The organism is Pseudomonas sp. LBUM1662, from assembly GCF_059695915.1.
This window is the reverse complement of the sequence record NZ_CP166793.1, coordinates 3286936-3299813: the sequence shown is the minus strand read 5'-3', so window position 1 is coordinate 3299813 and position 12878 is coordinate 3286936. Positions and strand designations below refer to the sequence as shown.

Annotated in this window: 11 protein-coding genes; all 11 read right to left on the bottom strand. The window is 58.5% G+C overall.

What is annotated here, in order from left to right:
- Nucleotides 1-62: 62 nt before the first annotated feature.
- Nucleotides 63-827, bottom strand: coding sequence for an ABC transporter ATP-binding protein (locus ACA049_RS14905; RefSeq protein WP_497336641.1), 765 nt, complete (start codon nucleotides 825-827; stop codon nucleotides 63-65).
- Complete coding sequence (locus ACA049_RS14900) at nucleotides 824-2590, bottom strand: branched-chain amino acid ABC transporter ATP-binding protein/permease (RefSeq protein ID WP_497336639.1); 1767 nt, start codon at nucleotides 2588-2590, stop codon at nucleotides 824-826. Before ACA049_RS14900 ends, ACA049_RS14905 begins: the two co-directional genes overlap by 4 nt.
- The gene (locus tag ACA049_RS14895) at nucleotides 2590-3627 is read right to left on the bottom strand and encodes a branched-chain amino acid ABC transporter permease (protein ID WP_497336637.1); all 1038 of its coding nucleotides are present in this window, start codon (nucleotides 3625-3627) and stop codon (nucleotides 2590-2592) included. Before ACA049_RS14895 ends, ACA049_RS14900 begins: the two co-directional genes overlap by 1 nt.
- 214 nt (nucleotides 3628-3841) lie before the next feature.
- A complete protein-coding gene (locus ACA049_RS14890) occupies nucleotides 3842-4558 on the bottom strand; it encodes a sensor histidine kinase (protein ID WP_497336635.1) in 717 nt (238 codons plus the stop codon).
- A 92-nt stretch (nucleotides 4559-4650) separates the two neighbouring features.
- Nucleotides 4651-5934: an OprD family porin gene (locus ACA049_RS14885; RefSeq protein ID WP_497336871.1), complete on the bottom strand. Its 1284-nt coding sequence runs from the start codon at nucleotides 5932-5934 to the stop codon at nucleotides 4651-4653.
- A gap of 142 nt (nucleotides 5935-6076) precedes the next feature.
- Complete coding sequence (locus ACA049_RS14880; RefSeq protein ID WP_497336633.1) at nucleotides 6077-7081, bottom strand: CDP-6-deoxy-delta-3,4-glucoseen reductase; 1005 nt, start codon at nucleotides 7079-7081, stop codon at nucleotides 6077-6079.
- A gap of 31 nt (nucleotides 7082-7112) precedes the next feature.
- Complete coding sequence (dmpG, locus tag ACA049_RS14875; protein WP_128607777.1) at nucleotides 7113-8141, bottom strand: 4-hydroxy-2-oxovalerate aldolase; 1029 nt, start codon at nucleotides 8139-8141, stop codon at nucleotides 7113-7115.
- A 10-nt stretch (nucleotides 8142-8151) separates the two neighbouring features.
- On the bottom strand, nucleotides 8152-9093 hold the full coding sequence (locus ACA049_RS14870; protein ID WP_497336631.1) for an acetaldehyde dehydrogenase (acetylating): 942 nt from the start codon (nucleotides 9091-9093) through the stop codon (nucleotides 8152-8154).
- Nucleotides 9090-10949 (bottom strand): feruloyl-CoA synthase, encoded by a 1860-nt coding sequence (locus ACA049_RS14865; RefSeq protein ID WP_497336629.1) that lies wholly within the window; start codon nucleotides 10947-10949, stop codon nucleotides 9090-9092. The genes ACA049_RS14870 and ACA049_RS14865 overlap by 4 nt, the downstream gene beginning before the upstream one ends.
- Nucleotides 10950-11073: 124 nt before the next feature.
- The gene (locus ACA049_RS14860; protein WP_497336627.1) at nucleotides 11074-11856 is read right to left on the bottom strand and encodes a 2-keto-4-pentenoate hydratase; all 783 of its coding nucleotides are present in this window, start codon (nucleotides 11854-11856) and stop codon (nucleotides 11074-11076) included.
- Between the two features lie 32 nt (nucleotides 11857-11888).
- Nucleotides 11889-12866, bottom strand: coding sequence for an NAD(P)H-dependent flavin oxidoreductase (locus tag ACA049_RS14855; RefSeq protein ID WP_497336625.1), 978 nt, complete (start codon nucleotides 12864-12866; stop codon nucleotides 11889-11891).
- Nucleotides 12867-12878: the final 12 nt, after the last annotated feature.

Genomic DNA, 12878 nt, shown 5'->3' with positions numbered 1-12878 from the left:
AGCTCCAGGTGGTTTTGTTGTTCTATGTGAGAGGGAACTTTGATCAGCAGGTTTTTGCTTACTCAGGCATCTAATGCTTCAGTTTTGGGGGGGCCGAATGCAGTGGGTTTACGGCCCAGATAGGACTCAATGACTTGGGGGTTCTGCGCCAGGTCTTCAGCTCGACCTTCCAGAACCAATTCGCCTAGCTCCATGACATACCCGTAGTCCGAGATCTTCAGCGCGGCTCTTGCGTTTTGCTCCACCAAGAGGATCGAAACGCCGCTGCGTCGCAGGTTCTCGATAATCGAGAACGTTTCGTTGATCACCCTCGGAGCAAGACCCAGGCTGGGTTCGTCGAGCATCAGCAATCGTGGTTTGCCCATCAATGCGCGCCCAATGGCCAGCATCTGCCGCTCGCCGCCGGAGAGGGTGCAGGCTGCCTGCTGACGACGTTCATACAGTCGCGCAAACAAACCGAACACCTCATCCAGGCCCTGGTCGTGATCCCGCAGACCGCGACGGTGGCGACTGAATGCGCCCAGCCGCAGGTTGTCCTCCACGCTCATCGGGCCGAACAGTTCGCGGCTTTCCGGCACCAGCGCCATGCCCATGCCAACGCGTTGCGCAACGCCCTTGTGGGCCAACAGCGGTTGGCCCAAGTAGCGCACTTCGCCGGTAGCGGGCAGCAAACCCATGAGGGCTGCCATCAAGGTGGTTTTACCCGCTCCATTGGGGCCGATCAGGCTGACGATCTGGCCTTCCTCGACATGCAGGTCGAGCTTGCGCACGGCTTCGACCTTGCCATGACTGACCGATAGGTTACGTACTTGCAATAGATGGCTCATTCCACCCCTCCGAGATAGGCGGCCAGCACCGCCGGGTTGTCCTGTATTTCTTCGGGGGTCCCGGCAGCAAGACGCTGGCCGAACTCCATAACAACGACGTGGTCAGCCAGGCGCATGATGAAGTCCATGTCATGCTCCACCAACAGCACGCCCAGGCCTTCGCCGCGCAATTGTTCGAGCAGACCGGCCAACGCTTGTTTTTCGCCATATCGCAGACCCGCCGCGGGCTCGTCGAGGAGCAACAGCAAGGGATCGCTGCACAGGGCACGAGCGATCTCGACAATACGCTGCTGTCCCAGAGCGAGGCTGCCGGCAGGGGTGTGGATGAATTGACCCAGTCCTACACGTTCGATTTGTCGCGCTGCTTCGGCCAGAATCCGTTTTTCTTCCTCGCGCTCTGCGTGCAGCAGTGAACGCAGGAGTCCTGCATTTGCGCGGCTATGGGCGCCCAGCGCGACATTCTCCAGAACACTCATTTCCGGTAGCAGCCGCACGTGTTGGAAGGTGCGGCTCACGCCCAGCCTGGCGATTTTGCGTGGCGGGAGGCCGTCGATGCGCTGGCCCAGAAACAGGATCTGTCCAGCAGTGGGAGGTAATACCCCGGACAACAGGTTGAACAAGGTGGACTTGCCCGCGCCGTTCGGGCCGATCAGCGCTGTGATTTCGCCTGATTTGACCGCTAGGCTCATATCATTATTTGCGACAAGCCCGCCGAAACGCTTCACCAAGCCTTCGGCTATCAGCAGCGGGGAGCCATTCGTGGGTGGCTGGCGCCGAGGCAATGCAGTTGCATCGGCGAGGGGCAAAATGGAAGCGCGAAGTGTCGGCAGGCGATTACGCAAAAGTGGTATCAGACCTTCTCGGGCATATTGCAGTACGAGAATCACCAGCACACCGAAGAAAATCATTTCGAAGTTGTCGGCATGCCCGAACAACAGCGGCAACACGTCTTGCAGCACCTGCTTGATCAAAGTCACAAGCGCTGCGCCAACCAGCGCACCCCATAGGCTCGCAGTGCCACCCAGGACAATCATGAACAGGTATTCGATACCCATGTTCACCGAAAAAGGTGTGGGGTTGATCACTCGTTGCATGTGCGCATACAGCCAGCCGGATAGCGAAGCAAGCAGGGCTGCCAGCACGAATGCGATCAATTTGCTGCGTGCCGTGTCCACACCCATGGCCTCGGCCATGCCGCCAGCTTCCTTGAGACTGCGGATGGCGCGACCCTGACGACTGTGCAGAAGATTGTCGAGCAGCCAGATGCTGGCGATCAGCAAGGCTCCGATCAACAGGCTGAAATCTGCTGCGCTGTCGATCCGCCAGCCAAACAAAGCGATGGTTGGCAGATCTTGAATGCCGCCAAAACCGCCCAGCCCCGGCAAATTGCCAAACAGGTAATAGATCGCCAACCCCCAGGCCAGGGTGCCGATGGGCAAGTAGTGACCCGCCAGGCGCAAGGTCAGCAGGCCGAGTACCAAGGCGACGACAAGGGTCATACTCAAGCCGGCCAGAAGCCCTAGCCAGGGTGATAACCCCAGCGTGGTACTGAGTACTGCAGTGGCATAAGCGCCGATGCCGACGAATGCTGCCTGGCCGAACGACGTCAGGCCGCAGACCCCCGTCAATAACACCAGGCCCAACGCAACCAGGCTGTACAAGCCGATGTAGTTAAACAGGCTGACGTAGAAGGACGGCAATATCTGAGGGGCAATACAGGCTGCCAAGAGCAGAAGAAACAGCGGTATGAGACGACGGGCCATTAGTGTTGCTCCTCAATATTGGGGTGTTTCAGCGAGAGCCAGAGCAACACGGGTATGACCAGTGTAAAAACGATGACCTCCTTGTAGGCCGATGCCCCGAAGGTCGCGAAACTTTCCAGCAGACCCACCAGGAAGGCACCTCCGGCGGCCAATGGATAGCTGATCAGACCGCCGATGATTGCGGCAACGAAGCCCTTGAGGCTGATGAGGAAACCGGAGTCGTAATACAAGGTTGTCAGTGGACCAATGAGGATTCCGGAAATGGCCCCGATGAAGGCTGCCAGCGCAAAAGCGCTCTTGCCGGCGAGTTGAGTGGGAATGCCCACCAGTTGCGCGCCTGTGCGGTTGAATGCCGTGGCTCGCAAGGCTTTGCCATACAAACTGTGGCCAAAGAAAACGTAAAGCAGTCCGATCAACAGCAACGCACACCCCACCACCAGCAGACTTTGCAGGCTGATCGACAGGTCACCGAACATCAGGCCGGCATCACTGTAAGACTCGGTTCGCACGCCTTCAGCACCGAACATCCACAAGGCTGCCCCGATCAGCACGATGTGCACTGCGACCGAAATAATCAGCAGCAGTAACACCGAACTTTGGGCTACCCGCTGATACACCAGCCGGTATAGCAGCGGTCCCAACGGCGTAACGATTGCCAGTGCAAAAATGATCTTTATCAGGCCAGGCAGGCTTTGCAGGTCAAAAGTGCTGAGCATTACAAGCAATGCAAGTGGCAGTGCCAGATAGCTGAGCGCGATTCGTGGCAATTGCCATGGCTGTCGGTGTTTCAATGCGATTGCACTGTCGAGCAGGCATGCCGCGATTGAGCAGCCGATCAACAACCACAACGTGCCGGGTAGAAGGCCGGACTGGAGAGTGGCTAGAGTCAGGGCGCTGAAGGTAACGAACTCGCCCTGGAAAACCAGGATCGTGCGGGTCACCGAAAACACCAGAACCAGCGCCAGAGCCACCAATGCATAGATGGCGCCTGTGGTCAGCCCGTCCTGGGTAAGAAATGCCAAAATTGAAAAGTCCATGAGTGATCCTCAGTGGAATGCGAGCAGGACGGAGGTGGCTTCGAAGCGCGGAGCGCTGTAGGTGCAATAACCACATGGATGGCCAGGGAGAAGCGCCGATTTCATTCGATTTCGATGTGTCGGAACGGTGCATACACGCTGCTGCATGATCAGTAATCCAATGTTGTTGTTATTGTTGTGGTGAGAGCGCTGGCGTTAATTGCTAAGCCTCACCTCACTTGTTCATGTTGGAATCCGGAATAACCACCGCTATCCGCGTACCTCTACCCAAGCCTGAGTCCAGCGTGAACTCTCCGGCAAAAAGCCGGGCTCGTTCGGCCATGTTCATCAAGCCCATGCCCTTGCCGCTCTGCGTTACGCCCGCCGTGTCGAAACCGCTTCCGTTATCGTTGATCGTCAGGTGAATCCCGTCATTGCGCCGCCTGAGTGTTACTTCGACCAGGCTGGCACCGCCGTGCTTGAGCACGTTGTTCAAGGCCTCCTGGAATATTCGGAACAGCGTGACTTCAACGCAGGCATCCGGACGCGGTTCCAACTCGGCACACTCCAACCGGACGCGCACGCCATCGGGCATATCTGACGGAATTCTCTCGACCAACCGGTGCATGGCTTCAATCAGGCCCACGCTGTCCAGAGGCGCTGGACGCAACATGTTCGACAGATTGCGCACCTTGCCCAGCGCCTCGTCTGCCACCCGGACCAGCGCGGCCAGACGCTGTTCCTGGTCCCCGACAAGATGACGCAGGACCGAGTTGGCGCTGATCTTGATGAGGGTTAACAATTGCCCCACATCGTCATGCAGTTCACGTGCGAGATGACACCGCTCGCGCTCCTGCAGTTCGATCATCCGCCTGAGTCGTTGCGCACAGGCTTGGGGCTGGTCGAGGTCATGGCACAGCCCCTGCGACTCGATAGCATCAACAATAAACATCCGGGCAACCTCACACTCTAAATAGGCACTACCGAGGGACGGCAGTGAGGAACAGGCGCTGGATGGCGCCTGCCCGGCCAGTCGCTGCTCGACTACCAAATTGCCAGGGTGTAATCGATGTTCACCCGTGTCTCGTTGTCATCGCGGAAGGTCGCCGCCGGGGCGAAATCGTTGCGATACCAGGCATGACGCAGACGTACGCTGACCCCTTTGAATGTGCCCGACTGCACGACATAGGACAGTTCGACATCTTTTTCGCTTTCACTGAGGTCGTCTCCACCCAAAGCTGTTGGCAGCTGGATATTGCTGCCATTGAGGTAGCGCACCATGCCTTTGAGACCCGGCACTGCGAGGCCCGCAAAGTCGTAGTCGTAGCGCACTTGCCAACTACGTTCTTTCGGGTTGATGAACTCGGAGCTGAGCGAGCCCTCGGACACCACCAGGGGTTCAGTCCCTGTCAGATATGGCATCGCGGTGTCGCCATTGAGCTGCATATAGCCAGCGCCCAGGCTGTGGGCGCCCACCGTATAAGTGAACATCGCCCCCAGATTTCGGTTGTCGACATGCCCGGCCTTGGCCGCACCGTCTTCCCCGGTGATGAAGTAGCGGACATCCGTCTTCAACTTTCCAGGACCGATAGGTTGTATCTGCTCGAAGCCGAAGTAGTCCTTGCGATACATTTCGTCCAGCACGGCATGGTAGTACTTCAGTGTCAGGCTATCGGACCATTTGTAATCACCGCCCAGGAAGACGAACTTGTCCGATTCAGCCTTGGGGTTGAAACGGCCGTTGGGCGATGCGACGGTCATTTTTTGGTAACTGGTGGAATCGCGCAGGTTGATGCGGTCCAAAAAGCCGACACTCAACGACAGCTTGTCCAGATCCTGCGAGCGCAAATAGGCACCACGAAAGGTCTGCGGCAACAAGCGTGTGGGGCTGGCGAAGGCGATCGGCAGGAACGTACTGATGGTCCCGGCTTGCAGTTCCGTCTTCGAGATTTTCATTTTGCCGGTCAGGCCAAGCTCCGAATAATCGTCGCGCGGCTCTCGGCTGGGCACGTCGTACGGCAGCAAACCTGTACCCGTACGGTCCGGCGATGAATCGAGCTTGACGCCCAACAGCCCCACGGCATCGATACCGAAACCCACAGGTCCCGGGGTGAAACCCGAACTGTATTTGAGAATAAAGCCCTGGGCCCACTCGCGGGCTGCCGATTGCGCGGACGTGCCTTTGTAGTCGCGATCGAAGTAGTAATTGCGCATCGTCAGACTGGCTTTACTGTCTTCGACAAAACCGGCGGCCTTTACTTGCCCGGCAAGAACGGTGAGAACAAAACAAACAGCGATACTCGAGGGAACGCGAACTTGAGCTTTCATGGTTTTCTCTATTTTTATTAGTATTGAACGGGTCCTTACTGCTGGCGTGTCCCTGCCGCCGAACCTGTTGAGCGACCACGCAGGCGTGCCCAATCAAGTTCGGGTGTTTCTCGTTCTAATCCGTTAGTTAACGTTGTTGCGTTTATACAAATGCATCAGCGTAGAAATTGGATTCGAGCAACTCTCGCTGCCCGATAAAGTCGCGACGGGCTGAATCCACAACGATCGGTGCACCACAGGCATACACCTCGAAGCGCTTCAACGAAGCAAAGTCGGACAGGACCTGTTGGTGGACAAAGCCGCAAGCGCCTTGCCACTGACAGGCATCGTTCGGCTCCGAGAGCACCGGGATGTAGTTCAACCAGGGTAATTCGGCCTGCCACTTGAGCAACTGCTCGTGATGGTAGAGATCCTTGCGCTGCCGGCCACCCCAATAGAGATAAACCGGACGCGTGTTATTACCCTGTTCACGCAGTTGCTCAAGCAACGCCTTGATCGGCGCAAAACCGGTACCACTGGCGAGAAAGATCATCGGTTGATCGTTCTCACGCAGATAAAAAGAACCATAAGGCCCTTCTAGACGAAGCAGTTCGCGCGGTTTCAATGCATTGAATACATGCCCGCTAAAACTGCCCCCTGGCATATGACGGATATGCCACTCAAGTTGATTATCCACTGTCGAGCGCGTCGCCATCGAATAACTGCGACGGCTGCCGTCCTTGAGCAATACTTGCGCATATTGGCCGGGGTAATAATTGAACGTGACCGTAGGCGGCAACATCAGTCGCACGACCATGACATCGTCGGCGACCTTTTCGATGCTGGCTACGCGGGCGGCCGTCTGCTGAATCGAAATGCCGCGCAGTTCGGTGACTTCCGGAGCATCGATGACCAGGTCCGAGGTCGCTTTGGCACAGCAAAACAAAGCGAGTCCGGCAGCACGTTCCTCTTCGCTCAGTACCTCCAGCGAACTATTGGCATGATCGACACTGCCGCTCACTACCCTGCCCTTGCAACTGCCACACGTCCCTTCACGGCAACTGTGCTTTAGCATCAGCCCGTCCGCCAACGCACCATCCAGGATGGTCTTGCTCGCATCCAGATCGAATTGTTGCCCAGCTGGTTGAATATCTACGTGATAGGTCATGGCATTTGCTCATTTACTGTGTCATGAAAAATTAACGGCGCTGGGCCGTCAGCAAGTCGAGCGCGACGTCGACGATCATGTCTTCCTGACCGCCGACCATCCGGCGCTTGCCCAGTTCGACGAGGATGTCGAGGGTCTTCAAGCCGTACTTGGCCGCAGCAATTTCAGCGTGGCGCAGGAAGCTCGAATAGACCCCGGCATAACCCAGCGCCAGGGTTTCGCGATCCACCCGCACCGGCCGGTCCTGCAGCGGGCGCACGATGTCGTCGGCCGCATCCATTAGCGTGTAAAGGTCGGTGCCGTGGTTCCAGCCCAGACGCTCGGCGGCGGCAATGAACACTTCCAGCGGCGCGTTACCGGCCCCGGCGCCCATGCCAGCAAGGCTGGCGTCGATGCGGTCGCAACCTTCTTCGACGGCGGTGATCGAATTGGCCACCCCAAGCGACAGGTTGTGGTGCGCGTGCATGCCGGTTTCGGTTTCCGGTTTGAGCACAGCCTTGAACGCACGGAAACGGTCGCGGATGTCCTGCATGTTCATCGCACCACCGGAGTCGGCCATGTACACGCAGGTGGCACCGTAGCTTTCCATCAGCTTGGCCTGCGCGGCCAACTGCTCGGCCGGGATCATGTGGCTCATCATCAGGAAACCGACGGTGTCCATGCCCAACTCACGGGCGTACTCGATGTGTTGTTTCGACACATCCGCTTCGGTGCAGTGAGTGGCGATGCGCACTACTCGCGCCCCGGCGTTGTAAGCGGCTTTCAGGTCATGCACCGTGCCGATGCCCGGCAATAACAGGGTGGTGATCTTGGCGTGGCTGATGACGTCGGCGGCGGCTTCGATCCACTCCAGGTCGGTGTGCGCGGCGAAGCCATAGTTGAAGCTCGACCCTTGCAGACCGTCACCGTGGGCGACTTCGATCGAGTCGACCTTGGCCTTGTCCAGCGCGCGGGCGATGTCCTGCACGTTCTGCAGCGAATACTGGTGACGCACCGCGTGGCTGCCGTCGCGCAGGGTCACGTCGGAGATGTAGAGTTTTTTGCCAGGATTGAAAGTCATGTCGGTCTCCTCAGGCGTTCAGCATCGACTGCGCCATGCGCTCGGCGGTGGCCAAGGCAGCGGAGGTCATGATGTCGAGATTACCGGCGTAGGCCGGCAGGTAATGGGCGGCGCCTTCAACCTCGAGGAACACCGAAGTCTTCAGCCCGGAGAACGTGCCCAGGCCCGGGATGTGCAGCGGAGCGTCTTCAGGAATGACGTCGAACTGCACGTGTTGTTTCAGGCGATAACCGGGCACATAAGCCTGTACGGCTACGGCCATCTCGAGAATGGACGCCTCGACCTCAGCCTGATCGGCTGCCTCGGACAACACAAACACCGTGTCACGCATCATCAGCGGTGGCTCGGCCGGGTTCATCACGATGATCGCCTTGCCCTTGGCCGCGCCGCCAATCACTTCGATGGCTTTGGAGGTGGTTTCGGTGAACTCGTCGATGTTGGCGCGGGTGCCGGGGCCGGCAGATTTGCTGGCAATCGAGGCGACGATTTCCGCGTAGTGCACCTTCGCCACACGCGACACCGCCGCGACCATCGGGATGGTTGCCTGGCCACCGCAAGTCACCATATTGACGTTGAGCTGAGCGATGTTCTGCTCCAAGTTGACCACCGGCACGCAGTACGGGCCGATGGCGGCAGGCGTCAGGTCAATCAGGCGGATGCCGGGTTTGATCGAGCGCAGGAACGCGTCGTTCTTCACATGGGCGCCAGCACTGGTGGCATCGAACACAAAGTCGATGTCCTTGAACACGTCCAGGCGGGTCAGGCCTTCAACGCCTTCATGGGTCACGGCCACGCCCATGCGCTGGGCGCGGGCCAAGCCGTCGGAAGCCGGGTCGATGCCGACCATGACCGCCATTTCCAAATACTTGGCGTTACGTAGAATCTTGATCATCAGGTCGGTGCCGATATTGCCGGATCCAACGATGGCGACTTTCAGTTTTCTGGAACTCATTTACTTTCTCCATACGCTTCGTCGAGAAGAATCACGGTCGGGTCCAGCGTCTCGGCATACAGACGCTTGACCGCATCAGCACGCAGTCCAAGTGCAGCACGTTGGTTGATGTAACCCTTGTCAGTAATTTCCCCATCATCGAGGCTCGGCGGCGAGTCGAGGATGACCATGCGCACGGCATGCTGCGAGGACGCAGGAGATTGCCGGGCCAGTGCTTGGATACCCGCACTAAGGGCCTGGCGAATGGCAGGTACTAGCGCCAGTTGTTCAGCGTTCATTCGCTTGCCGGCGGCTCCGGCCAAGGCGCGTAACGCCGGCGTCGGATAGATCAATGCTCCAATCACGTCTCGGTCATGTCCGCAAATCACGGCGTCAGAAGCGTAAGGCGCCAAGACACTCACCAGCCGTGGGCGCAACGTGCCAACGGAAACCCATGTGCCCGTGGTCAACTTGAAGTCTTCAGTGACCCGCCCATCAAACACGATGCCTTTCTCCGGGCGCTCGGGATCGAGCAGTCGACCGGCATCGCCAATCTGATAGAAGCCCTGTTCATCGAACGCCTCAAGGCTGCCTTTCGGGTCGTTGAGATACTGCTGAAACACTGAGGGTCCGCGTACACGCATTTCCAGCTTGTCGCCGCTGGGCACGAACTTGATCTCTACGCCCGGTACTGGCAGGCCGATGTTGCCTGGTTTGTCCAAACGGTAATGAACATTGGTGAGCACCGGAGAGGTCTCGGTCGCGCCCCATTCGCTGGTAAAGAACAGAGGCTTGTCGCGCACCTTTTCCGCACAGGCCATCAACCGGTCCCAGGTGTTCTGTGGCAAAGCCGCAGCGGCATAGAACAGCATGTCCAGGCGACCGAAAAGTGCTTGCGCCAACTCCTCGTCGCGCTCCAGGTAAGGCAGTAGCGCTTCATAGCCACGAGGGACGTTGAAGAACACCGTTGGCTGGACGGATTTGATATTTTCCACCGTCCGCTCGATGCGCCCGGTCACCGGTAATCCATCATCGATATAGAGCGTGCCGCCGTTGCGCAGCACCATGTTGAAGTTGTGGTTCGCGGCGAAGGTATGACTCCACGGCAGCCAATCCACCACGACCATTTCACTGCCTTCGAGAAAGCGCCAGCATTGGGCGATCGATTGCTGATTGGCGCACAGCATGCGATGGGTATTGATGACCACCTTGGGCGTGCCAGTGGAGCCGGAAGTCAGCATATAGCGGGCGGGGACATCGCCATCGAGGCACAGAAAGGCATCCATCACCTGCGCACTTTCGATCCGGTAAAGCAAAGGCAGTGGCAGCGCGCCTGGAACTGCCTGGGCGTTGCGCGCAACCACGACGGGACAGTCCGGTTGAATCAATTCGATTGTGCGGCGATAGGTGTCGCCATCGTTGATGAAGATCAACGCCGGTTGCAGCTGCGCCACGATAGACTTGAGCTTGCTGCAGCCGCTCTGTGTATTGCGCGAATAAGCGACCGAAACGGTGGCCACCGCAATACCGACATGCATGGCCGCCAGCGTAATCAATGCCTGATCGATGTCGTTTTCCGACAACACCAGCACCGGTCGACCGGGCACCGTATCGAGCTCCAGCAAACCCTGAGCCAGAGCACCGACGCGTTGGCGAACCTCGCTGTAGTTCAAGGTGAACCAGACGCCATTGCGACGCTCGGCCAAGTAAGGGCGCAGTGGCGCCTCGTGCGCCCATTGCTCCAGCCACTCGCCGATACAACGGGCATAGGGTTGCAGAGGTTCCGGAGATCGCAGTATGAAACTGCCCGCCTCACCTGGCTCGACAGTCACGCGAGTAGGCGCCAACTTGGCAGGATCGTCGAAAAAGTCGTACACGGCACGCCCTCACAAGATCAACAGACAGGTCTGCTGTCTCATCATCATTATTTTTGTTTTTACGGGTGCAGGTTCAACAACCCGGCCCCCTGTCGCATGACCCCAAACGGTCAGCGCATCACACTCATACGAATCGGCAGCTCACTTCACCCAGTCGGGTCAGTTTCAAGCGCAGGCTGTCACCGGTGGTCACCGGCACCATGGGGCCCAAGGCTCCGGATAACAGCACGTCGCCTGCGCGCAGTGGCCGGCCAAATTCGGCCATGGTCCGCGCCAGCCACAGGCAGGCGTCCAGCGGGTTGCCGAGGCAGGCTGCGCCCACACCGATTGACGCCTGAGCACCATTTTTTTCCAGCAACATGCCTTCCAGCGCAAGGTCCAGATGGGCCAGGCGCACAGGACTCTTGCCCAGGACGTAGAGTCCCGAAGAAGCATTGTCGGCCACCGTATCGACCAGGGTGATTTTCCAGTTTTCGATAGCCGAATCGACAATTTCCAGCGCCGGCACCAGGTACTCCACCGCGCTCATCAGCTCGCCCAGGGTTGTGTCCGGATTGGGCAAGTCACGCCCCAACACGAAAGCGATCTCACCCTCGGCCTTGGGCTGAATCAGGCGGGAGCTGTCGATGGCATCGCCATCGCCGTTTTCCATATCGGCAAACAACATGCCGAAGTCTGGCTGATCGACGCCCAACTGTTCTTGCACGGCCAGTGAGGTCAAGCCGATTTTACGCCCGCTGAGGCGACGCCCGGCGGCCAGCGCGGCCTGGGTATTGAGTTCCTGTACGGCATAAGCATCAGCCAGCGTGGAAATCTGGAAGCGCTCGGAGATGCGCCCGCAGGGGGTTCGCGTCATGCGCGCCTGCGCCAAAGCCGAGGCGGCAGCCTGAATGGAATCGTGGTTCATGGAGTAGCTCCTCAACAATTGGTAGTAACCGCTCAATGCGAGCGTTGCTGACTGGTCAGGTAACCCTGATGCAACTCATCGACCAGCTCGGCGACGCTGTAGCTGCGCTTGATCTGCCCTACGCCCTGCCCCGCTGACCACACGTGTTTCCACGCTTTGTTGGCGGAGGCAATGTCACCGGAAAAATCGATACGCGTGTTGTTCTCGGCGTCTGGGTCAATACCGGCCTTTTCCAGGGAAGGTTTCATCCAGGTCGCGAGTACCCCACTGACCGCTTTGGTGGTAGCCACGTCATCCATAGAGCAGCCCACCAGCATCTCCCGGTAGGCGTTTTCGACCAGGCTCTCGTGGGCCGCGACCAAACGAGTACCCACCAGGGCAAAATCGCAGCCCAAAACTTGCGCCGCATGGATGTCGCGCCCATTCGAAACAGCGCCGGCCAGACCGAGCGGCCCGTCCCAGAACTCGCGGACTTCAGCGACGAAGGCAAAAGGGTTGTAGCTGCCGGTATGGCCGCCGGCACCGTTACAGACCAACACCAGACCATCGACCCCCGCATCGACAGCCTTGCGTGCCAGGGCCGGAGTGATGACGTCAGCGATCACTACGCCGCCATAACCATGGACTGTTTCCAGCACGCGCTTGGGGCTACCCAGGGCCGTGGAAACGATCTGCGGCTGATAGTGTTTGACCAGCTCCAACTCGGCTTCGAACCGATCGTAGGTGCTGTGCACGATCATGTTCAGCATCCAGGGTGCCCAGATCTGGCCATGTGTTTTCGCGGCCTCACGCTCGACAACGATCTGAGTCAGCCAGTAGTCCAGTTGCTCTACGGTACGTGCATTGGGCGCTGGCATGCTGCCGACAATACCTGCCTGACAACAGGCATTGAGCAACTGCGGCCCGGAAACCAGGAACATCGGGGCGGCCAGGACCGGCATCGGTAAACCAGCGAACAGTTTCAGCAACTTCTGTTGGGGTGCACTCAAGGAACGGCTGTAGACACTCATGGGTCTTTTCTC

Coding starts and splice junctions, on each gene's coding strand:
- dmpG (WP_128607777.1), bottom strand. CDS start 8,141: ATGACTTTCAATCCTGGCAAAAAACTCTACATCTCCGACGTGACCCTG.
- ACA049_RS14880 (WP_497336633.1), bottom strand. CDS start 7,081: ATGACCTATCACGTAGATATTCAACCAGCTGGGCAACAATTCGATCTG.
- ACA049_RS14905 (WP_497336641.1), bottom strand. CDS start 827: ATGAGCCATCTATTGCAAGTACGTAACCTATCGGTCAGTCATGGCAAG.
- ACA049_RS14860 (WP_497336627.1), bottom strand. CDS start 11,856: ATGAACCACGATTCCATTCAGGCTGCCGCCTCGGCTTTGGCGCAGGCG.
- ACA049_RS14895 (WP_497336637.1), bottom strand. CDS start 3,627: ATGGACTTTTCAATTTTGGCATTTCTTACCCAGGACGGGCTGACCACA.
- ACA049_RS14890 (WP_497336635.1), bottom strand. CDS start 4,558: ATGTTTATTGTTGATGCTATCGAGTCGCAGGGGCTGTGCCATGACCTC.
- ACA049_RS14855 (WP_497336625.1), bottom strand. CDS start 12,866: ATGAGTGTCTACAGCCGTTCCTTGAGTGCACCCCAACAGAAGTTGCTG.
- ACA049_RS14870 (WP_497336631.1), bottom strand. CDS start 9,093: ATGAGTTCCAGAAAACTGAAAGTCGCCATCGTTGGATCCGGCAATATC.
- ACA049_RS14900 (WP_497336639.1), bottom strand. CDS start 2,590: ATGGCCCGTCGTCTCATACCGCTGTTTCTTCTGCTCTTGGCAGCCTGT.
- ACA049_RS14885 (WP_497336871.1), bottom strand. CDS start 5,934: ATGAAAGCTCAAGTTCGCGTTCCCTCGAGTATCGCTGTTTGTTTTGTT.